The sequence below is a fragment of the Chitinophaga horti genome, assembly GCF_022867795.2.
Taxonomy (GTDB): domain Bacteria; phylum Bacteroidota; class Bacteroidia; order Chitinophagales; family Chitinophagaceae; genus Chitinophaga; species Chitinophaga horti.
In genome coordinates this window covers 4506144-4528543 of the sequence record NZ_CP107006.1, presented here as the reverse complement: position 1 = coordinate 4528543, position 22400 = coordinate 4506144, and the positions used below count along the sequence as shown (strand labels likewise).

At 50.8% G+C, this 22400-nt stretch carries 19 protein-coding genes; 14 read left to right on the top strand and 5 right to left on the bottom strand.

All coding sequences use genetic code 11. The features are described 5' to 3' along the window. The first annotated feature begins 141 nt into the window (after positions 1 to 141). The 4 genes from MKQ68_RS18170 to MKQ68_RS18155 are packed head-to-tail and all read left to right on the top strand — an operon-like array spanning position 142 to position 3868. A complete protein-coding gene (locus MKQ68_RS18170; RefSeq protein ID WP_264280352.1) occupies positions 142 to 1473 on the top strand; it encodes a sensor histidine kinase in 1332 nt (443 codons plus the stop codon). A 17-nt stretch (positions 1474 to 1490) separates the two neighbouring features. Continuing rightward, positions 1491 to 2297, top strand: coding sequence for a HesA/MoeB/ThiF family protein (locus tag MKQ68_RS18165; protein ID WP_264280351.1), 807 nt, complete (start codon positions 1491 to 1493; stop codon positions 2295 to 2297). A 21-nt stretch (positions 2298 to 2318) separates the two neighbouring features. Further along, positions 2319 to 3107 (top strand): alpha/beta hydrolase, encoded by a 789-nt coding sequence (locus tag MKQ68_RS18160; RefSeq protein ID WP_264280350.1) that lies wholly within the window; start codon positions 2319 to 2321, stop codon positions 3105 to 3107. Beyond that, on the top strand, positions 3104 to 3868 hold the full coding sequence (locus MKQ68_RS18155) for an alpha/beta hydrolase (RefSeq protein WP_264280349.1): 765 nt from the start codon (positions 3104 to 3106) through the stop codon (positions 3866 to 3868). The genes MKQ68_RS18160 and MKQ68_RS18155 overlap by 4 nt, the downstream gene beginning before the upstream one ends. A 259-nt stretch (positions 3869 to 4127) precedes the next feature. Here the strand turns inward: MKQ68_RS18155 and MKQ68_RS18150 are convergent, their stop codons facing one another. Beyond that, entirely contained in the window at positions 4128 to 5039 is a 912-nt protein-coding gene (locus tag MKQ68_RS18150) for a S66 peptidase family protein (RefSeq protein WP_264280348.1), read from the bottom strand. A 153-nt stretch (positions 5040 to 5192) separates the two neighbouring features. Here MKQ68_RS18150 and metG point away from each other — a divergent pair, with 153 nt between their 5' ends. The 7 genes from metG (at position 5193) to lpxB (ending at position 14049) form a co-directional block, all read left to right on the top strand. Further along, positions 5193 to 7274 carry a methionine--tRNA ligase gene (gene metG / locus MKQ68_RS18145; RefSeq protein ID WP_264280347.1) on the top strand — a complete coding sequence of 694 codons (2082 nt, stop codon included), beginning with the start codon at positions 5193 to 5195 and terminating at the stop codon, positions 7272 to 7274. A gap of 171 nt (positions 7275 to 7445) precedes the next feature. Beyond that, positions 7446 to 9845 (top strand): 3-hydroxyacyl-CoA dehydrogenase/enoyl-CoA hydratase family protein, encoded by a 2400-nt coding sequence (locus MKQ68_RS18140; protein ID WP_264280346.1) that lies wholly within the window; start codon positions 7446 to 7448, stop codon positions 9843 to 9845. A gap of 94 nt (positions 9846 to 9939) precedes the next feature. Then, positions 9940 to 10830, top strand: coding sequence for an ABC transporter ATP-binding protein (locus MKQ68_RS18135; protein WP_264280345.1), 891 nt, complete (start codon positions 9940 to 9942; stop codon positions 10828 to 10830). A 5-nt stretch (positions 10831 to 10835) separates the two neighbouring features. Then, positions 10836 to 11615 (top strand): ABC transporter permease, encoded by a 780-nt coding sequence (locus MKQ68_RS18130; RefSeq protein ID WP_264280344.1) that lies wholly within the window; start codon positions 10836 to 10838, stop codon positions 11613 to 11615. 222 nt (positions 11616 to 11837) lie between these two features. Next, on the top strand, positions 11838 to 12611 hold the full coding sequence (gene surE / locus MKQ68_RS18125; RefSeq protein WP_264280343.1) for a 5'/3'-nucleotidase SurE: 774 nt from the start codon (positions 11838 to 11840) through the stop codon (positions 12609 to 12611). After that, the gene (locus MKQ68_RS18120) at positions 12599 to 12931 is read left to right on the top strand and encodes a hypothetical protein (protein WP_244842165.1); all 333 of its coding nucleotides are present in this window, start codon (positions 12599 to 12601) and stop codon (positions 12929 to 12931) included. The genes surE and MKQ68_RS18120 overlap by 13 nt, the downstream gene beginning before the upstream one ends. A 17-nt stretch (positions 12932 to 12948) precedes the next feature. Beyond that, positions 12949 to 14049, top strand: a complete 1101-nt coding sequence (gene lpxB / locus MKQ68_RS18115) for a lipid-A-disaccharide synthase (RefSeq protein ID WP_264280342.1) — start codon at positions 12949 to 12951, stop codon at positions 14047 to 14049. Between the two features lie 178 nt (positions 14050 to 14227). On the opposite strand, the gene MKQ68_RS18110 is transcribed toward lpxB, so the two are convergent. Further along, positions 14228 to 14395, bottom strand: a complete 168-nt coding sequence (locus MKQ68_RS18110; RefSeq protein ID WP_264280341.1) for a DUF6728 family protein — start codon at positions 14393 to 14395, stop codon at positions 14228 to 14230. 138 nt (positions 14396 to 14533) lie between these two features. Here MKQ68_RS18110 and MKQ68_RS18105 point away from each other — a divergent pair, with 138 nt between their 5' ends. Together MKQ68_RS18105 and MKQ68_RS18100 are read left to right on the top strand one after the other, a co-directional pair. After that, positions 14534 to 17047, top strand: coding sequence for a beta-mannosidase (locus MKQ68_RS18105; protein ID WP_264280340.1), 2514 nt, complete (start codon positions 14534 to 14536; stop codon positions 17045 to 17047). A gap of 17 nt (positions 17048 to 17064) precedes the next feature. After that, the gene (locus MKQ68_RS18100; RefSeq protein ID WP_264280339.1) at positions 17065 to 18489 is read left to right on the top strand and encodes an alpha-L-fucosidase; all 1425 of its coding nucleotides are present in this window, start codon (positions 17065 to 17067) and stop codon (positions 18487 to 18489) included. A gap of 106 nt (positions 18490 to 18595) precedes the next feature. Here MKQ68_RS18100 and MKQ68_RS18095 read toward each other — a convergent pair whose 3' ends face one another. From MKQ68_RS18095 to MKQ68_RS18085, 3 genes are all read right to left on the bottom strand, one after another. Then, positions 18596 to 19435, bottom strand: coding sequence for a hypothetical protein (locus MKQ68_RS18095; protein WP_264280338.1), 840 nt, complete (start codon positions 19433 to 19435; stop codon positions 18596 to 18598). A 10-nt stretch (positions 19436 to 19445) separates the two neighbouring features. Further along, entirely contained in the window at positions 19446 to 20279 is an 834-nt protein-coding gene (locus tag MKQ68_RS18090; protein ID WP_264280337.1) for a hypothetical protein, read from the bottom strand. Positions 20280 to 20347: 68 nt separating this feature from the next. Further along, positions 20348 to 21379, bottom strand: coding sequence for a LacI family DNA-binding transcriptional regulator (locus MKQ68_RS18085; RefSeq protein WP_264280336.1), 1032 nt, complete (start codon positions 21377 to 21379; stop codon positions 20348 to 20350). A 69-nt stretch (positions 21380 to 21448) separates the two neighbouring features. On the opposite strand from MKQ68_RS18085, the gene MKQ68_RS18080 reads away from it, so the two are divergent. Beyond that, positions 21449 to 22315: a diacylglycerol/lipid kinase family protein gene (locus tag MKQ68_RS18080; protein WP_264280335.1), complete on the top strand. Its 867-nt coding sequence runs from the start codon at positions 21449 to 21451 to the stop codon at positions 22313 to 22315. The last annotated feature ends 85 nt before the right edge of the window (positions 22316 to 22400 follow it).

Genomic DNA, 22400 nt, shown 5'->3' with positions numbered 1-22400 from the left:
TGCTATAGCAATCAATAACCAGAGAAACGCCCTACAGTAGCCGGATGTAGCGCTATGGCCACTTATGGGTTGATTTTTAACAAATTGGAGGTGGCCCGCATCGCCCGATTTGGCTATATTTAAAAAATATTCGACTTACGCATGTTGCCTTTGAAGAAAACTTTTCCCCTGATCGTTGTATTAATTACACTCTCGCTGGCGGGTATTATTTACATCCAGGTGAGCTGGATCCGTAACGCGGCGGTTATCAAACGCGAAGAGCGGGAGCAGCGCATGATCCGCGTGATGGACACCGTAGCCCGCTCTATGATCAACCATCCGTACAAATCGCTGCGTATGGACCAGGTGATTGCCGACTCCCGCGGCATCCGCATCCAGCGCGACATTACACCTATATTTGAATCCGTAAGCGTACGCTTTACGGCAGATGAAGTGTCGGCCTTGTTACGTAAGGCAATGTCTAACAACAAGATAATCACCGATTTCGAGTTTGCCGTGGTAGGCCGCGAGCGCAGTTACCAGTTAAAGTCGCCCGGCTTTGAAAAAATGGTGTACAACGCCACGGTGGTTGATACCAACAGTTACCGGGTATACGGCGTACTGCTTTCCGATATGGAGTTGCCCACGCTGGTGGCCCCCGAATCGCTGCAGGTAATCATCCCGGAGCAAAGCCCGTACATCTTTAAGTACCTGGGTTTCATGATCGTAGGCAGCATCCTGTTTACGACGATCATTATCATGGCCTTTTCGCTCACCATCCGCACGTTACTGAACCAGAAGAAGCTGTCTGAAATAAAGTCAGACTTCATCAATAACATGACACACGAGCTGAAAACGCCACTGGCCACAATTTCACTGGCTATTGACGCGATTGGCAATGACAAAGTGATTGGCAATCCTGACAAAATCCGGCAGTTCTCCAGTATGATCAAAGAGGAGAACAAACGGATGAACAAACAGGTGGAGACTATCCTGCAATCCGCGCTTATGGAAAAGGAAGAGATCTCCCTCAATCTGCAGGTGCTGGATGTACACGAGTTGATCAACCGTACGGTGGAGAACCTGCAGTTGCAGCTGGACAGCAAAAATGGCAGGGTGGACTTGCAGTTGCAGGCCATTCAGCCTATTCTGAAAGTAGATGAGGTGCATTTCGGCAACGTGATCTTTAACCTGCTGGATAATGCTATCAAGTATTCTAAAGACAGCCTGGACATTAAGATTCATACTCATAATACCCGCAAGGCGTTGGTGATTACCATCTCCGATAATGGCATTGGGATGAGCCGCGACACGGTATCGCGTATCTTTGAGAAGTTTTACCGTGCACATACGGGCAACCTGCACAATGTAAAAGGATTTGGTCTCGGTTTGTCGTACGTAAAAGCGATCGTAGACGCACATAAAGGCAAAATTAAAGCAGAAAGTACGCTGGGCAAGGGTAGTAAATTTACCCTCGAGTTCCCGCAGGACTAATATCAACATAACGAATAATGGCATTGAACGAGAAAGAGCTGCTGCGTTATAAACATTCCATCGCCGTACCCGGCCTTGGTTTAAGCATGCAGGAAAAGATAAAGAATACCCGCATCCTGGTGATCGGTTGCGGTGGATTAGGCGCTACCGTATTACAATATTTGAGCGCCGCCGGCGTGGGCGTAATAGGCATTGCGGATTATGGTGTGCTGAATGAAGAAGACCTTTCCCGCACCCCGCTGTTCCAGATACAGGACATCCGGAAGCATAAAGCTAAAATGGCATCCAGCCGTATGTGGGCCTTTAATCCTTTTACCAAACACTACCCGTTCTTAATACAGGTAAAGCCTGAAAACGTGCAGCAGGTGATCCGCGAGTTCGACCTGGTGATCGACTGTTCACAGAACGAACCCACCCACCTGGTGGTGAACGACGGCTGTATACTGGGTGGCAAACCCTTCGTGATGGCCGAAGTGCATAACTGGACGGCCTGGTGGGCAGGCTTCAATATCCCGCAGGCGAATGGCGACTTTAGCGCGAGCTATCGCTGCGTACGAAAGGAAGTAGATGAATACCGCAACTTCGACGCTGGTGCACTGCCTTTCACACACGGTGCCGCTGCTACCCACATCGTTAACAGCGTAATGCGCTACCTGCTGGAAGTGCCGGGACTGGCTAATCTGCACAGCTTCGACTTCCTGCACCAGCAATATAAAACTACGGAGACGCGCGCCGATGCAGGCGTGGTTGCCGAAACTAAAGAGCGTGGCCTGTTAACTGCCGACGAGTATGGTATGACGATAGAGCCGGACGTGGAAGACTAGATTTTACGTAACTTAAGGGTGATGAACCCTACGGTGATCTATATCATAGCCGGTTACGTACTACTGCTGGTCATCGCTTACCTGGTACAGGAGGCGTTTATCTTCAAGCCCGAAAAACTGCATCCCGATTTTACGTTTAAGTATGATCAGCCGTTTGAAGAGTTGTTCTATGAGGTAGCGCCGGGCGTGCGGATTAACGGGTTACACTTTATGGTAGACGAGCCGCGCGGCACCATCCTTTACTTTCACGGCAATTCGCGCAGTATTAAAGGCTGGGGCAAGTTTGCCAGAGACTTTACCCGTTACGGTTATGACGTAGTGATGATCGACTACCGGGGTTTCGGTAAAAGCACCGGCAAAAGGAGCGAGCAGGATTTGCTGCAGGATGCGCAGTTCGTATACGATACACTGCGGGCCGCGCAGCCGGAACACTGCCTGTTAGTCTACGGTCGCAGCATCGGCAGCGGTTTCGCCGCCAAAGTGGCCGGCGACAATGCACCACGATACCTCATCCTGGATGCGCCGTATTACAGCTTTGCCCGTGTAGTGAAACGTTTTTTACCGGTGCTGCCACTGCGCTGGGTGTTACGCTACCACCTTCGCACCGACCGCTGGATCAAAGAAGTGAAATGCCATACTTATATTTTACATGGAACCAAAGACCGGCTGATCCCTATACGCCACAGCGAACATTTGCAGGCCATTAACCCGCACATGATCACGCTGATCAGGATCGAAGGCGGAGGGCATAACAATCTGCCCACTTTCCCGGAGTACCATGCCTTTATCAGAGATATTTTACAAACATGAAATCATTTTTACAAAACCTGGCCTGGAAGAAGATATTGATATGGGCGATCGCTGTTTATATTACGGGCGGCATCGTACTCTACTTCATACAGGAAAAACTGATCTTTCATCCGACGGTGTTGCCGATGAATTACCAGTATAAATTTGATGTTCCCTTCGAGGAGCTGCTTATCCCCATCAACAAAAAGGAAAAGATCAGTGCCGTACTGTTTAAGGCGGAAAAGTCGCATGGCATCGTTTTATACTTCCATGGCAACGGGCAGAATATTGAAAGATATGCCCCCTACATGCAGTACTTCACCCGCAACGGCTACGACGCGCTCATCATGGACTACCGCCAGTTTGGCAAAAGTACCGGCCGGCTGAAAGAAAGTACGTTTTACAGTGATGCGATGCAGATGTACAAGGTGGCCCGCGGTCGCGTGGCGCCCTGGCAGATCGTGATCTATGGCAAGTCGCTGGGTACAGGCGTGGCGGCGGAACTGGCCTCGCAGGTGGAATGCAAAAAACTCATCCTCGAAACACCTTATTACAGCCTGCCCGACGTAGTCATGCAGTACGCACCGGTGTATCCCTACGATTACCTGATGGATTTTAAGTTCCCGACCTACCAGTACCTGCCTGAAGTAGCGGAGCCGGTGGTCATCTTCCACGGTACGAACGACCGGGTGGTACCTTATGCTTCGGCAGATAAGTTGAAGCCGCTGCTAAAGCCGGCAGACGAGTTTGTAACGATAGAAGGGGGAGTCATAACGGGTTAACGAAATATAAAGTGTATCAGCAAAAGATAGATTCGCTGCTGGCGGATTAAAAGAAAAGAGGGACTGGTCATTTCGCGATCTGTCTCCCTTTAAATGTGTTGCCGCCCATATGACAGCGCCACCCAGGGACCACAGGCCTAAAACCGTTCAAACATCTATGCCGGTACACAACGCCACGAGGGCGATTGGGCCAAGGCACGATAACATCACAGTCAGCGTGCCGCTGTTCCCTACTCTTTTCATAACATAACCGAAGAATTTATTTCAGCTGCTTCAGGCTGCACTGCTTGCCACTCACCTTCAATTCATGCTTCAGCCCCAACTTAAGGGCATAATTCTGCTCCTGGTGGCCAACGGGGAAGCCGTAACACACCGGGTAGTCGTACTCGCTCACCAGGTTATTGATGATCTCGTATTCCGACTGACCGAACGGTGTTTCCGTTTCGCGGGCCTCGGTAAAGCTGCCTACGACGAGGCCTGCCAGTTTATCGAGCCAGCCGGCGCGTTTCAGGTTGTACATCATACGGTCAACACTATACCGGTATTCGCCAATATCTTCCAGTACGAGTATTTTGCCTTTGGTGTCTACCTGCGAGGCCGAGCCGGATACGGCCGCCAGTAAGGTAAGGTTACCGCCCACCAGTTCGCCTGTAGCCGTACCGGTACGGTCCATCGGGTGCGGACCGAAGCTGTATTTATAACTTTTGCCGGCCAGTGCCAGGCGCAGGCTTTGCACATATTGATCTTCACGGGTAGCAATGGTAATGCCGCTGCTCATCATCGAGTGCATGGTGGCAATGCCCAGTTTCTGGTGCACGTGGGAGTGCAGTACGGTTACATCGCTGTAGCCGATCAGCCATTTAGGGTGCTTACGGAAACGGGTAAAGTCCAGCCGGTCTATAATACAGATCATGCCGTAGCCACCGCGGCCAAAAAGGATAGCTTTGATCTCGGGATCGTCCATCATATCCTGCAGCTCCTCGAGGCGAAGCTCGTCCGGCGCGGAGAAATTATGGAAACTAGTGCCAACCGTAATGCCCAGGTGTACCCGGTAGCCCCACGATTCCAGCACACTGGCGGCATATTCGGCCTGGTACAGCTCCATTTTACTGCTGGAGCAGGTAATGCCGATAAGGTCGCCTTTTTTCAGATATGGTGGAATTTTTATCATTCTTAAGTGCTTTAGTTACCTTTGCTGATTAATGTATAATATTGCCAACAAGTATAAGCAATATTTCAAAACGGAAAAATGAATCCCGCAAGGATTAAAATTTAATTCACCCTGGCTTCCTTTTCCGCCGGAATAAAAGACAAAAAAGTACGGATGAAACAATTTAACAGATATCTGGTTACTGCGGCGCTGCCTTACGCAAATGGTCCTGTTCACATCGGGCACCTTGCTGGCTGTTACCTGCCATCGGATATATACGTACGTTACCTGCGGGCGACCGGGGCAGACGTGAAATTTATTGGCGGTACCGACGAACATGGCGTTCCCATTACCATTAAGGCAATGAAGGAAGGCGTGACGCCGCAGGATATAGTAGACAAATATTACGCGATTATACGCGATAGTTTCGCGGCCATGGGCATCAGCTTCGATATCTTTTCGCGCACGTCCAGGGAAGTGCATCACGAAACTGCATCGGCCTTCTTTAAGAACATGTACGACAAAGGCCTGTTCGAAGAAAAAGAGAGCGAGCAGTATTATGATGAAGTGAAAAATGTATTCCTCGCCGACCGTTACATCATAGGCACCTGTCCTAAATGTGGCAACGACCGTGCTTATGGCGACCAGTGCGAAAACTGCGGTACATCCCTTAGTCCGGATGAGCTGATCAATCCCCGTTCTGCCCTTAGTGATGCGGTGCCTGTTAAACGTACCACCAAACATTGGTATATGCCGCTGGCCAACTACGAACCATGGTTAAAAGAATGGTTGCTGGAAGGTCATAAGGAATGGAAAAATAACGTGTACGGCCAGTGTAAAAGCTGGATCGACAGCGGCCTGCAAAGCCGCGCGATGACGCGCGACAGCAACTGGGGTATTAAAGTGCCCCTGCCCGATGCAGAAGGCAAAGTGCTGTACGTATGGTTCGATGCGCCGATCGGTTACATCTCCGCCACTAAAGAACTTACGCCCGAATGGGAAAAGTACTGGTGCCAGGACGATACCAAACTGGTACACTTTATCGGCAAGGACAACATCGTTTTTCACTGTATCATCTTCCCCGCGATGCTGCATGCGCACGGCAATTTCGTGTTGCCAGAGAACGTGCCTGCCAACGAGTTTCTCAACATCGAAGGCGAAAAAGTATCTACCTCGCGTAACTGGGCGGTGTGGGTGCATGATTATGTAAAAGACTTCCCGGATCAGCAGGATATACTGCGCTACGTATTGTGCAGCACTGCGCCGGAAACAAAGGATAACGACTTTACCTGGAAAGACTTCCAGGACCGGAATAACAGCGAACTGGTAGCCATCTTTGGTAACTTTGTGAACCGTACGATGGTGCTGATGCATAAGCTGTGTGGTGGTAAAGTGCCGCCTATGCATGCAGATGTAAAAGATGAAAGGGATGATGCAGTGTTTGCAGCATTACAAAGCGCTAAACAAAAAATCACCGATTCGCTGGAAAACTATCGCTTCCGCGAAGCGCTGGCAGAAATGATGAACGTAGCGCGCGAAGGCAACCGTTACCTGCAGGAGAAAGCGCCATGGCTGCTGGCTAAAACGCCGGAGCTGCAGGCAGAGAACCAGAAGGTGATCGACAACTGCCTGCACGTATGTTTACAGCTGACGGCCAACCTGGCGATCTTCGCCAACCCGTTCCTGCCGTTCACTGCGCAAAAGATCTGTCACATGCTGAAGGTGGTAGACCGTATGCTCGACTGGAGCAACGCCGGTAGCATGAAGCTGCTGAGCGTAGGTTACTCCTTACGCGCACCGGAATTGTTGTTTAAAAAGATTGAAGACGAACAAGTGAATCAACAAGTAGAAAAGCTGCACGCCGGCCTGGCACAATCCGCCGCCGCCGCTGCTGCCACCGCACCTGCGAAGCCGGAAGCGGAGAAGAAGGCCGAGATCCAGTACGACGATTTCGCTAAGCTGGAACTGAAAGCGGGTACGATCATCGCCGCAGAGAAGGTAGCAAAAGCAGATAAACTGCTGAAGCTCACCGTAGACTTAGGCAGTGAGCAGCGCACCGTGGTATCGGGTATTGCGATGCACTACCAGCCGGAAGATGTGGTAGGCAAACAGGTAACCCTTGTCGCCAACCTCGCGCCCCGCAAAATGCGCGGTATCGAAAGCCAGGGTATGATCCTGATGGCGGAAGATAAAGATGGCCGCCTGGTGTTCGTGAATCCTGCCGAAGCAGTGGCTCCGGGCAGTAATGTAAGCTGATCATCAACTTGAAAAGATATAAACGGTCGTCCTTACAGGGCGGCCGTTTTTGTTTTAATGCCCCCGCGTTTTGAAACTTTCGGCAACGGGTTTGATGTATGAATGGCAAAAAATGCTAAATTCAATCATTATTCCACTACTTCAATTTCATCGCTTAAAAGCAGGAAAAACATGCAGAGAAGAATCAATAAAGTAGCTGTACTGGGATCGGGTGTTATGGGATCACGTATTGCCTGCCATTTTGCAGGTGTAGGCGTTAAGGTATTGTTGCTGGATATTGCCCCGAAAGAACTTACCGACGCGGAAAAGGCAAAAGGATTAAGTACTGATCATCCCGCAGTGAAAAATCGCATTGTAAATGACGCTTTGCAGGCTGCTTTAAAGTCGAACCCCTCACCGGTGTTTAACAAAGATGTAGCGAAACATATTAAGACGGGCAACTTTACCGATAACATGAAGGATATTGCCGGTTGCGATTGGGTGATAGAAGTAGTGGTAGAAAACCTCGACGTAAAACGCATCGTGTTCGAACAGGTGGAACAATACCGTAAACCGGGAACGCTCATCACATCCAACACTTCGGGCATTCCTATTCACCTGATGACAGCAGGCCGCAGCGAAGACTTTAAGAAACACTTCTGCGGTACGCACTTCTTCAACCCGCCGCGCTACCTGCGCCTGCTTGAAATTATACCTACGCCGCATACAGATCCTGCAGTGATCGACTTTCTGATGGAGTACGGCGACCTGTACCTGGGTAAAACGACCGTACTCGCGAAAGATACACCGGCCTTTATTGCCAACCGTGTAGGCGTGTTCTCGATCATGGCCATCTTTCACCTGATGGAAGAAATGGGTTTAAATGTGGATGAGATAGATGCGTTGACCGGTCCCGTAATCGGCAGGCCTAAATCAGCCACCTTCCGCACGGCGGATGTAGTGGGCATCGATACGCTGGTGAAAGTAGCCGTAGGCGTTGCGCAGAACTGCCCGCAGGACGAAGCAAAAGCGATATTCAGCATTCCCGGCTTTTTGCAGAAGATAGTGGATAACAAATGGCTGGGCGACAAAACCGGCCAGGGTTTTTATAAGAAAACGAAAGGTGATGGCGGTAAAGAAATACTCACCCTCGACCTGAAAACGATGGAATACGGTCCGCGCCAGAAAGCGAAGTTCGGCAGCATTGAAGCGGCCAAACCCATCGACGATCTGAAGCAGCGCATCAAAGCGGTAAACGCTGGTACCGATAAAGCCGGACAATTTTACCAGGCTTTTCACGCGTACCTGTTTTCGTATACCAGTAACCGTATCCCTGAAATAGCGGACGATCTGTATAAAGTAGACGATGCCATGAAAGCCGGCTTTGGCTGGGAGATAGGCGCCTTCGAAACCTGGGACTTGCTGGGTGTGGAAAATGGCGTAAAGCTCATCGAAGCCCGGGGCTTGACCGTGGCGCAGTGGGTGAAAGATATGCTGGCCAAAGGCATCACGAAATTCTATAAAGTAGATAACGGGAAGAAATACTATTACAGCCAGGTGTCGCAGCAATATGAAGCAATACCCGGGACCGATAATTTCATCATCCTGGAAAACTATGCAGGCAACGTTATCTGGAAAAACAGCGCCTGCAGTTTGTACGACCTTGGCGACGGGGTGGCCTGCCTCGACTGGAAAACCAAGATGAACACCATTGGCGGCGAAGTGCTGGAGGGCATTCACAAAGCGGTAGACCGTGCAGAGAAAGACTTCCTTGGACTGGTAATCGGTAACGACGGCGGTGTATTTTCTGCCGGTGCCAATGTGGGCATGATCTTTATGTTCGCAGCGGAACAGGAATATGATGAGCTGGACATGGCCGTGCGCCTTTTCCAGCGTAGCACCATGCGCCTGCGTTATTCCTCCGTACCGGTAGTGGTAGCGCCTCACGGCCTTACTCTGGGCGGTGGCTGCGAAATGAGTCTGCATGCGGATAAGGTACAGGCGGCGGCTGAAAGTTATATAGGCCTGGTGGAGTTTGGCGTAGGCCTTATTCCCGGCGGCGGCGGTACCAAAGAAATGGCCTTACGCGCATCGGACGAGTTCCGCGAAGGACTGGTAGAAAACAACATCCTGCAGGAAAGATACCTCACGATCGCCACCGCGAAAGTGAGCACTTCCGCACTGGAGGCCTTTGACCTGGGCATTTTACGCCATGGTACCGACGAGATCAGTATGAACCAGAGCCGCGTGATCGCCGACGCTAAAAGAAGTGTGATCGAGATTGCGACGGATGGGTATACCCGTCCGCAGGAGCGTACCGATATCAAAGTATTGGGACGCGGCGGCCTGGGCGCCATGCTGGCCGGTGTGAACGGAATGAAAGTAGGCAATTACATCTCCGAACACGATGCGAAGATTGCCGGTAAACTGGCGTACGTCATGTGTGGCGGCGACCTGAGCGAGCCTGCACTGGTAAGCGAGCAATACCTGCTGGACCTCGAACGGGAGGCGTTCCTAAGCCTCTGTGGCGAAAGAAAAACCCTGGAGAGGTTACAGCACATGCTGAAAACGGGCAAGCCTTTACGGAATTAAAATATTATATTTAGTACGTCGAAACGGGGTGTTGGTCAAACAATCACCCCGTTTCTGTTTTGTGAACCTAATTTTAGAAAAAAAACCTAACACCGTGTCAATTCTATCCCTTCACAACATTACCAAAAGCTACGGCCGTATACAGGCCTTGAACGGCGTGTCGTTCGAGGTGCCGGCAGGCAGCGTATTTGGTATACTCGGTCCGAACGGCAGTGGTAAAACTACCCTGCTCGGTATCGTTACCGATGTACTTAAGGCCGACAGCGGCTCCTTTACTTTGTTTGATGGTAGCCCCGATGCCGATGCCCGTAAAAAGATGGGTACCCTGCTGGAAACGCCTAACTTTTATCATTACCTCTCCGCCTACGATAACCTGCGCATTGCAGCCTCTATCAAAGGGCGCGGGGAAGACGATATAGCCCGTGTGCTGGACATTGCCGGTCTTACCGAACGCCAGCACTCCAAGTTCAAAACCTTTTCGCTGGGTATGAAACAACGCCTCGCCATTGCCTCCGCGCTGCTCGGCGACCCCGGCGTACTTGTGCTGGACGAGCCCACCAACGGCCTCGACCCGGTAGGCATCGCCGAAGTAAGGAACCTGATCCGCAAACTGGCCACCTCCGGTAAAACCGTGATCATGGCCAGCCACCTGCTCGATGAAGTGGAAAAAGTGTGCGACCACGTAGCCATCATGCTGAAAGGCAAACTACTCATGAGCGGACCGGTAAGCCTGGTGATCAGCCGTGAAGATTATGTGCTGGAGCTGAGCGCCGCCGACCTCGAAGGTTTGCAGCAAAAGCTGTCCACCCACCCCGAACTGGCCAGCATCGCTTCGTCCAACGGTTTGTTGCACGTAAGCTTCAAGAACGGCACTATTGCAGAAGACGTGAACGCCTGGTGCTTCAGCAACGGCATCCGCCTTAATCATCTCGTTATCCGCAAAAAGAGCCTGGAAGCGGCATTTTTTGAAATTACCAAAGCTTAATTGTCATGTTACATATCATACGCACAGAATGGCTGAAAGTAAAGAGTTACCGTACCTTTTGGGTGCTCTTCGGCGTGGCCATCGTTTTTATTCCCGCCATCAATACCATCGTTGCCGAAGTAAACCGCAACGTAAAGGACCAGTCGAAAGGTATTATCAACGTATCGTTGTACGACTTTTCCACCGTATGGCAGATGATTGTGAACGTTAACACCAACCTCACCATCTTCTTCGGTTTCCTGCTGGTGATCCTTGTCACCAATGAGTTCACGTTTAAAACGCACCGCCAGAACATCATCGACGGCTGGGAGCGCAGGGAGTTTATCCTGGCCAAGTTCTTTTGGGTAGTGGCTTTGTCCGTTATCAGCCTGCTCGTGACCGTTATTACCGGTTTGATCATGGGTAGCGTGTACGGTACGAGCAGCGTGTCGTTCGACCACTTCGAATCCGTGTGGTTCTATTTCGGGCAGACGATCCTGATGTTGACCCTGGCCTTGCTGGCCGGCGTATTTATTCGTCGTGCGGGCCTGGCGATCGTGCTGTACCTGGCTTATACCATGGGAGCAGAGCAGATACTGGTGATGCTCGGTAAAAAATACCTTGGCAGTGTTGCCTCCCTGTTGCCCATGCAGGCGGCGGACGAAATGATGCCGCAACCGATGGTGGGTAAAATGATCCCGAATGTGGACCTGTACCCGACCGCGGTGTATGCAGTGGCAACGGTGGCCTATATCGGCCTGTTTGCCTACCTGGTATACCGGAAGATGTCGCGGGCAGATCTCTAGGATGACTGTTGCTTCCCTTCGGTTATCATGACGTAAAAAAACTCTTCCCCCCACTCCGTCATGGCGACCGCAGGGAAGCCAACTTCCACTCTGAAAGGTTTCCCTTTAAACACACACGTGTAAATGACAGAAAACCATTTACACTATATTTTTTTATTTAACATTTAATATTTCCGAATCTAGCCGCCGGGGGTTAAATTTGTCGTATAAACCCAAATTCCATTGGCAAAAGAGGAAACAACCATACTGGTAACAAACGACGACGGCATTATCGCCCCGGGCATCCGGGCGTTGGTGAATGCAGTGAAAGCACTGGGCCGCGTAGTGGTGGTAGCGCCGGATAGCCCCCAATCGGGCAAAGGGCATGCGATTACCATTGGTACCCCTTTGCGGCTCGACCAGGTGGATTTGTTTGAGGGCATAGAGGCCTGGCAGTGTTCGGGCACCCCGGTAGACTGTGTGAAACTGGCCAGGGCCAAAATACTGCACCGCCGCCCCGATATTTGCGTGAGTGGTATTAACCACGGGGCCAATCACTCCATCAACATTATTTACTCCGGCACCATGTCCGCCGCTATGGAAGCAGCTTTGGAAGGCGTGCCCTCCGTTGGCTTCTCGTTCCTCGATTACCGATACGATGCCGATTTTACCCTGCCCCAACAGGTGGCACACGAAGTAACGGCGAAAATGATCAATACCAAATTGCCCGCCGGTACGTTATTCAACGTGAATATACCTGTCGTGGACGCATCGGCTTACAAAGGCTTAAGAATATGCAGGCAGGCCAATGCGAAATGGGTTGAAGAGTTTGAAGAAAGAATAGATCCGCATAGCAAAAAATACTACTGGTTAACAGGCGAGTTCCGCAACCTGGACGAAGGTGAAGACACCGACGTGTGGGCGCTGGAAAACGGTTACTCCTCCCTGGTGCCGGTCCAATACGATCTTACCGATTACAAACTCAAGCAACAACTAATATCCGAATGGAAGCTCTGACCAATAATCCCCTTAATACCATGTTGAAGAAAGACAATCTTGTACTGGGCATTTTACTAGGTTTTATTACTCCTGTAGTGGGTATGACCCTGTATTATGCACTGGTATTTGCCCCTAAAGGATTGTCGTTTCCAGCCTTCATGCAATTGCTGCGTACCAACAGCTTTTTACTGCCCAAATTCATCAGCGTATCCCTGTTGCTGAATGGCGTAGTGTTTTACCTCTACACCCGCAAACGCCGCGATGTAACGGCCAAAGGCATTTTCCTCGTCACCATGTTGTATGCAATCGTTATCTTGCTGCTTAAACTGATTTCTTAGGAAAGGATTTTAGCAGCATGAAATATTACATTATTGCCGGGGAGGCTTCGGGAGATTTGCATGGCAGTAACCTCATTAAACAGCTCAGGCAGCTGGATACGGCCGCCGATATCCGTTGCTGGGGCGGCGATATGATGGAGCAGGCTGGCGCTAAAGTGGTGAAACATTACCGCGAACTGGCATTCATGGGCTTCATCGAAGTCGTGATGAACCTGCGCACCATTCTCAAAAATCTCGATACCTGCAAAAAAGATATTCTTGCTTACAAGCCCGATGTACTCGTGCTCATCGACTACCCGGGCTTTAACCTGCGCATTGCCGAATGGGCGAAAGAACAGGGCATAAAAGTCGCCTTTTATATTTCTCCGCAGGTGTGGGCCTGGAAGGAAGGCCGTGTGAAAAAGATCAAACAGACGGTGGATAAAATGCTGGTGATCCTGCCCTTCGAAAAAGACTTTTACCGCGATAAATGGAACTACGAGGTAGAGTACGTGGGGCACCCGTTAATCGAAGTGGTAAAAGAAGCGCGGGCGCAAACACCAGCAAAGCCGTTTTCCGATAAACCGGTGATAGCCCTGTTGCCCGGCAGCCGCCGCCAGGAGGTGCAAATGAAACTGCCCATCATGCTCACCATGGCGCGTTACTTTCCCGAGTATCAGTTTGTTGTGGCCCAGGCCCCCAGCCTTGACGATGCGTTTGTGAATGGTTTCGTATCCGCTTATCCCAACGTATCGCTCGTAAAAGGCCAGACTTACCCACTGCTGATGCAGGCCAAAGCTGCGTTGGTGACTTCCGGTACGGCCACCCTCGAAACCGCGTTGTTTGGCGTGCCCGAAGTGGTCTGCTACAAAGGCAGCTCCATCTCGTACTTCGTTGCCAAACGCCTCATCAAAGTGAAGTACATTTCCCTGGTGAACCTTATCATGGATAAGCCGGTAGTAAAGGAACTCATCCAGCACGATCTCACAGAAGCCAACCTGCTGAAGGAGCTTACGCTGCTGCTGAAAGACGAGCACAAACAACAACAAATGAAGGCCGATTACGCCGCCCTGTGGACCCTCCTGGGCGAAGGCAACGCCTCCCGCCGCGCTGCCCAATCGATCGTTGATATGTTGTAGTTTTTTTCGTTAATCCACTATCACAAAAAATTACAGCCCACACTACGTTTAAGTTATGTGAGAGTTATGTGAAAGTTATCTGAGAGTTATGTGAGAGTTATCTTAAGTTATCTGAGAGTTATCTGCCCCCTTTCAGGGCATGCAAAATCAGCTTTTCCCTGATACTATTTTAGCATTTTTAATGCCGGATCAACCTGATGATCATAACGATCAACGCCACCAGGAACAGTAAGATGGAGATACGGTTCATGCCGTGCATCATGCTGGTGTAGCGCGATTGGGGCGCGTTCGGATCTTTTTTGCGGATAAAGAGGTACTGGAGGATTTGTTGGAATATACTTTTCATGCGGTACTGTTCTGCTGCAAATATCCTCCAAATTTGGCTGCCAGGGATTATTTGAGCATTTTTATGCAAAGATTTTACATGAAGAGTTGGCTTTTTTCGATCAGATCGGCGGTTTTGATCTTTTTACTAACAGGGACAGTGAACACCCTCTCCGCGCAAACGCAACGCATTTCTTTACACAACGGCTGGGAGTTTCGCCGCCTCGACGAACAGCAATGGCGTCCCGCCACGGTGCCAGGCACGGTGCATACGGACCTGCTCAACAACAAACTTATTCCCGATCCCTTTTTCGGAACGAACGAAAAGGGCCTGCAATGGCTCGATAAACTCGACTGGGAATATCGCTGCCAGGTAGCAGTGCCGGCAAGTTTGCTCGCACAACCCGGCGTAGAACTGGTCACGGAAGGACTGGATACGTATGCAGAAGTATTCGTGAACGACCAGCCGGTGATGCAAACGCAAAACATGTTCGTGGCGCGTAAGGCATCGGTAAAACAATTCCTGAAAGCGGGAGCAAACGAGATCCGTATCCGCTTTAAAAGCCCGACAAAAACAGATATGCCGAAGTTCCTGCGCGATGGGTTTTTGTACCCTGCAGGTAACGACCAGATGGATATTCCTTTGAGTGTATATGCGCGTAAAGCGCCTTATCACTACGGTTGGGACTGGGGACCAAGGCTCGTGACTTCAGGCATCTGGCGGCCGGTTTATTTACAGGCCACCGGTCATGCGCTGGCGGAAGAGATATGGGTGAAACAACTGCAGCTCAACGATAAAAAGGCCAGCATGGCGGCCACGGCTACGGTGGATGTGCAGCAGTCCGGCAAGTATCGCCTGGTGGTGCATAGCCCTGAAAAGGCGTTCAAAGATCAGTCGATCAACCTGGAACTGGCCGCTGGTAAACACCCGGTGAACCTGCCCTTCGAGATCGGCAATCCGCAGCGGTGGTGGCCGAGCGGACTGGGTGCGCAAAAGCTGTATAACGTGCAGGTTTCTTTGCTTGAAGGAAGAGATACTTTGTCCGCACAAACACAACGCATCGGCCTGCGCACCATCGAAATCGTGAACAAAACGGATGCACAGGGCGAAAGCTTTTTCGTAAAAGTGAACGGCGTGCCGGTGTTCATGAAAGGCGCCAACTATATCCCGCAGGATAACTTTTTGCCGCGTGTAACCGACGAGCGTTACCGCAAGCTGTTCAGCGATATGAAAACCGCGAACTTCAACATGGTGCGCGTGTGGGGTGGCGGTATTTATGAGAATGATCTGTTCTACGACCTGGCCGACGAAAACGGCATCCTGGTATGGCAGGACTTCATGTTTGCCTGCTCGCTGTATCCCTCCGATAAAGATTTTTTAGCGCAGGTACAGGCGGAGGCCGACTACAACATCAAACGCCTGCGCACACATGCTTCCCTGGCGTTGTGGTGCGGTAATAACGAAGTGGGTGTCGCCATCAAAAACTGGGGTTGGAAAGAAGGATATGGTTATACCGATGAAAACTGGAAAGCTTTGCTGGCAGGGTACGACAAGCTGTTTAAGGACGTGCTGCCCGCCGCGGTAAAAGCCAATGACCCGGAACGTTTTTATTTCCATTCGTCCCCCATCAGCAACTGGGGCACACCACAGGATTTTACGAAAGGCGATAACCACTATTGGGGCGTATGGCACGGGATGGAATGGTTCGATGCTTACGAAACACACATCCCGCGTTTCATGAGCGAATACGGTTTCCAGTCCTTCCCGGACTTACATTCGGTACGCCGTTTCGCGAACGAAGGTGATTACAATATCAACTCATTTGTGATGATGTCGCACCAGCGCAGCACCACCCGTGGCAACGCCGCGATACGCACGTACATGTTGCATTACTACAAGGAGCCGGCAAGCTTTGCATCGTTCCTGTACGTGAACCACCTGCTGCAGGCCGAGGGCGTGAGGATAGGCATGGAAGCGCATCGCAGGGCGATGCCGTATTGCATGGGTACTTTGTACTGGCAGGTAAACGATTGCTGGCCGGCAGCATCGTGGTCAGGCATCGATTACTACGGTCGCTGGAAGGCGCTGCACTACTACGCTAAAAAGGCATTTGAGCCGCTGCTGGTATCAAACACCATTGAAAAAGGGCAGCTAAATACGTATATTGTATCTGACCTGTTGAAAGATGAAAAGTTACAGCTCGAAGCCAGCCTGATGGATTTTGACGGCAAAGTGTTATGGCGTAAAACGATACCTGTCACGGCAAAGGCAAATAGCAGCGCAGTACATTACCGCATCGCTCCGGCGGAATTGTTGAAAGGGGCAGATACTTCACGGGTAATATTCTATACGAAATTGATAAAGAACGGCCAGTTTGCAGGCGATAATCTGTTTTACTTTGCTAAACCGAAGTCGCTGTCGCTCGGCGACCCCGGTTTACAAACGGAAGTGAACGAAAAGAACGGGGTGATCAGTGTTACATTGCACCCCCAACGACTCGCCAAAAACGTGTTCCTGTTCCTGGATACTGACAATACTTCGCACTTTAGCGACAACTATTTTGATATCGTTCCGAATGAGAAAAAAACAGTGATACTTACCACGAATAAGACCCTGCAGCAGGTACGGGACGGCCTGAAGGTGCAAACCCTGCGGGATGCGGATAAACAATAGGAAAAACAATGAACAACATGAGAAAATTATTAATGGCTTGCGGCCTGGGCCTGCTGTGCTTTACGTCAGCACAGGCGCAGGAAGAGGCGCCTTATGTGCCGGAGAAAGATCCGCTGGTACTACAGAAGCTGGAAGAGTGGCAGGACTGGAAGTTTGGAATGATCATGCACTGGGGCACTTATTCCCAATGGGGCATCGTGGAAAGCTGGAGCCTTTGTCCGGAAGACGAAGGCTGGACACAGCGCACGCCTGCGGGTATTCCGTATTACGAATATGTAAAAAAGTACGAGGCGCTCGCCAATACGTTCAATCCTAAACAGTTTAACCCGGAAAGATGGGCGAAAGCTGCCAAGGGCGCGGGTATGCAGTACCTCGTGTTTACCACTAAACACCACGACGGTTTCTGTATGTTCGATACCAAACAAACGGATTACCGCGTAACGGCACCCAATGTTCCGTTCAGCAAAAATCCACGCGCGAACATTACGAAAGAAGTGTTTACCGCTTTCCGCAACGAAGGCATTCACATCGGCGCCTATTATTCCAAGCCCGACTGGAATACCGAAAACTACTGGTGGTCTTACTTTCCGCCAAAGGACAGGAACGTGAATTACGAGATCGCGAAGTATCCCGAGCGTTGGAAGAAGTTCCAGCAGTTTACGTACAACCAGATCGAGGAGCTGATGAGCGATTATGGTAAGGTGGAAATCCTTTGGCTGGATGGCGGCTGGGTACGTCCGTTAAACACACATACGAAAGAGTCACTTTCCTGGAATAAAACACCTGCGCAGGACCAGGACATTAACATGCCGGGCATCACTGCGATGGCGCGCCAGAAACAGCCGGGCCTTATCGTAGTGGACCGCAGCGTGCATGGACCGTACGAGAACTACCGTACGCCCGAGCAGCAGATTCCTGATAAGCCTTTGAGCTATCCCTGGGAAACCTGTATGACCATGGGCGGTTCCTGGTCTTACGTACCTAACGATGTGTACAAGCCGGTAAATAAACTCATTCACAACCTGGTGGACATTGTGGCCAAAGGTGGTAATTACTTGCTGAACGTAGGCCCTGGCCCCGATGGTGAGTGGCACGATGCGGCTTATACCACGATGGAGCAGATTGGTGCATGGATGAAGGTGAACGGCGATGCAATCTATGGCACCCGTGCGATCGCGCCCTATAAAGATGGCAAGGTTTGTTTTACCCGCAAGAAAATCGGCAACAGCGTTTATGCTATCTACATGCTGGACGAGAACGAAGCGCTGCCTGCTACGATCAGCTTCAAAGGTCTGCCGGTGAAGAAAGGTACAAAGATGAGCGTACTGGGCGCCAAGGCTAATCTCAGCTGGAAGGCCAATGGTGATGAAACCGTGATCACCTTGCCTGCATCTGTTCGCAAGCAGGCGTTTAAACACGCGGTAGCGATCAAAATAGGATAATCTTTCAGAGATTGATGATAACAAGAAGGGTTGACCAGTGATGGTCAGCCCCTTCTTGTTTGTATACCGGATAGGTCCTATCCTGGTTTTAAGCAATTCTCTTATTTTATCTGTCTTTTAACCATTGTGCAAAGTGAAATGCCACGCCGATGTTGATGGATACCGGCTGGAAGTAATCATCCACGAAGCCGTCGGCGTCAATATCGTCTGCATCTATCCGCGGCCAGCCGTCCATGGGTACGCAGAAGGTGAGCTGGCCCATGAAGCGTACGTATTTATAGCCTGCTTTGATCGTTACAGAGGGCTCGGCGCTGAGCACCCATTTATCGTCGAATCGCTGCAACGTTTCTTTGGTGCTGTTGTCGTCGATGAGTGCCAGGCTGCCGAATTTTACCTTGTTGAAATGCAGCAGGCTGAAACGGTTGGCCACCGCGAAATCGAATACATGGTGGGTGATGCCGAAGCCTGGTTGTACGAAGAATTTGTCAAAGTTGGCGGATATACGATAATCTCGGCGATTCGGGCTATTGCCGCCGGGGTCCGCAAAGTAATCGTACGAAATGGTGGTAAACTTACCACGGCCATAACCGCCATACACTTCAAATATGCTCGCCTTGGTGCGGCTGCGGGCAAATCGGTTAAAGTAACCGGCACCTGCTTCCACCAGGCCGCCGCGCGCGTCGGCGTCGAACAAACCGCTGTTATCATCGCCATCGCCCCGGTTGCCGGTGCGTAGCAGGTATTGGCCGTTCGCCATCACACCTACGTGATCGGTTACGGCATAAGCTACCTGCCAGTTGCTGAGGGATACATTGCCCTTTACCTCATGCTTCTCCTGCAGTAACGGTGCGTTCACCGTATTGGGTACATAAATATGCATCGTGTCTGAACAGGAGCAGAGCAATGCTGTACAGGCTAACAGGCCAATGTAGAAGGTTTGTTTCATGTATAGGGATTTATTGGCGCGATTCGTTCAGCCACTTTCCGAAATTAAAGGAAGCGCCTACGTTAAAGGCGGCCCTTTGAAAGTAGTTCGTGATCTGCGCGTCGTTGTAATAGTCGTCGCGTAATGCCTGCGAAAGGGTAAGTTGCATCTGGTATTTTACATACTTATAGCCAACGCGGAAGGTGAACGTTGGTTCTATAAAAGGTACCCAGGTGTTATTCAGCGAGCGGAACTCCGCCATACGAGCCGCATCGCTTTCAAAGGCGCGCGGTCCGAGGGTTTGACTGTGAAAACGGGTAACGGTAAAACGCGGTGTAAAAGCAATATCGATCACCTTATGCGAGAAACCGATAGATGGCTGCACAAAGAATTTAGTCAGGCGGTTGCTCACAGAAAAATCTCTTTTAGAAACCGTGTCGCCATGATTGTAATAGTCGTCGTCCAGCGTACGGAATTTACCCGTTCCAACACCGGCATATACTTCAAATATGGCTCTCTTTTTTTCATCGAACGTTGTGAAGTAGCCGGCGCCAAATTCTATTGTGCCACCACGCAGGTCGCGGTCAACCACATCTTCATCGCCCGTCGTATCGTAGAAGTCGTCATCGTTACCAAAGTACCAGTCGCGGTTGTAGATAAACTGCCCGTTAACCATAATGCCCAAATGATCGGTAGGGGCGTACGCGATTTGTGCAGCGTTGAGGGATACCAGGGCGCGCACATCGTGTTGTTCTTTCAGCAATGGTGCATTCACGGCGCTAGGGACGTAGGTATGCATGGTGCGCGTACAGGAGCTGAACAAGCCCGCGGTAGCTGCCAGGCACAGTAAGGTGGAAAGTTTCATATAGGTAGATTGTAGGTCTTACATATTGGTAGACGCACCGCGATGCGTAAATGTTACAGTTGCCGGTTTTATTTCCGGGTAGAGTCGCGTTTGATCAGTTCTACTTCAAATACGTAATGCTGCGTTATCCTGGACTTTTCGTCCTTGTTAATGAGCTGTACCAGCGTTTCTATGGCCTTTTCGCCCATGCGGTAACCCGATTGCTCCACCGTGGTAAGCGAGGGGCTGATAATGCGGGACGACAGGTCGTTCGAGTAACCTACCACTTTCACCTGCTCGGGCACGGCAATGTTACGGCGGCGGGCTTCCTGTATAAAACCAACGGCCGACATGTCATTGGCGGAAAATAATCCGTCAGGCAATTGTGGACCTGATAACATTTGTTCACTTGCCTCGATGGCTGCGTCCAGGGTAAGGTTATGCGTATATACCAGCGATTCATCGAACGGGATGTCGTATTTTTCAAGCGCTGCTTTATACCCCGCCAGGCGCTGCTGGTAAAGGTTACAGGTTAGCTGACCCGAGAAGTGAGCAATACGTTTACACCCTTGTTCGATAAGGTGCTCGGTAGCCAGGAAACCGCCTTTGAAGTCGTCGCCGGTAATGGTGTACCCCGCAAAATCCTCCGGCACGCGGTCGTAGAACACGAGCGGAATATTGTTTTTGATAAAGGGATTGAAGTGGTCGAAGTTCGTGGTGAACATCGACGATACGGCGAGCAGTCCGTCTACGCGCAGGGAGTAAAAAGTATGCACCAGTTCTTTTTCCATTGCCACCGTTTCGTCCGACTGGCCAATCACAATACTGAAGCCGTATTTGTGGGCTTCGTGCTGGATGCCGCTGATGGCGGTAGATTGGAAGTACATGGAGGTACGGGGCACAATGAGGCCAATGATATTGGACCGCTTTTTTCGGAGGCTGGAGGCGATCCAGTTAGGTACATAGCCCATTTCTGTGGCCATTTGCTGCACCTTTTCCCTGGTTTCCTCGTTGATGAGGGGATTGTTCTGCAATGCTCTCGATACCGTGGAAGCTGAAAGGCTTAGTGCGTTCGCGATGTCGTAGATCGTGATCTTATTGGTGTTGTTACGTTCTTTCACATTGGAAGCTTGAATCGGCAGCTATATTAATGAATTTATCCTTAACTTTAGTAACCATCCCTGTTCCCCATGTTTACACCTGACGCTCTTCCCCGAAATTTCGCTATATACGGCAATGCACGAGCCGGCAAAGGTGCTATGCGCAGCATTCTTCAGAAGGTATGTTCCACCTTCGAGAAACAAGGCATTCTGTACGCCATATTCGACCACGACCTGCCGCCTTCCCTTAGTACGTTCACTGATTTGCTGGTGATTGGTGGCGACGGCACCATGAACTACGTGGCTAATCATTTTGGCGACATTATCATCCCCATCAGCCTGATCAGCTCCGGCACGGGGAACGACTTCGCCTGTGCCCTGCAGGGCGCGCGGCTGGGGGTGGAAGAGCAATTACGTGTTGCCATAGAAGGGAGGGTGCGCTGGCTGGACGCCGGTATTTGCAACGACCGCATTTTTGTAAACGGCGTAGGGCTTGGGTTTGATGGGAGGGTGGTGAAGGCCATGCGGAACGGCAGCTGGTTTTCCGGCGGCCTCGCATATTATGCCAAGGTGTTGCCCCTGTTGTTTTCGTATAAAGAACGCTACCTGAGTATTACCACCGATAACGGTGCCTTTAACGGCTATTACTTTATGATAGCCATCGCCAACGGATCGTCGTACGGCGGTGGCTTCCAGGTGGCACCCGATGCAGATATGGCCGACGCAATGCTGGACGTAGTATTCATCCGCGAAATTACCCTGCGCGACCGCCTGTTTAACCTGCATAAGGTAAGGCGCGGCGAACATGAAGGCGTTCCCTTTATATCGAAAGTACGCACCCGCGGCATCCGTATTTCATCCCCCGCGCCGCTGGATGTACACCTGGACGGAGAATATACGAAGGGCAAGGACTTTAGTATTATGATAGCGCCATGTAAGTACCGGTTCAGGGGATAGCGCGCTGCCGTTGAAGAGAGTGACACAACGGGGGCTGAAGAGAGGAAAAAAGAGGATTAAATGCATAAAAAATCCCCGGCCAAAA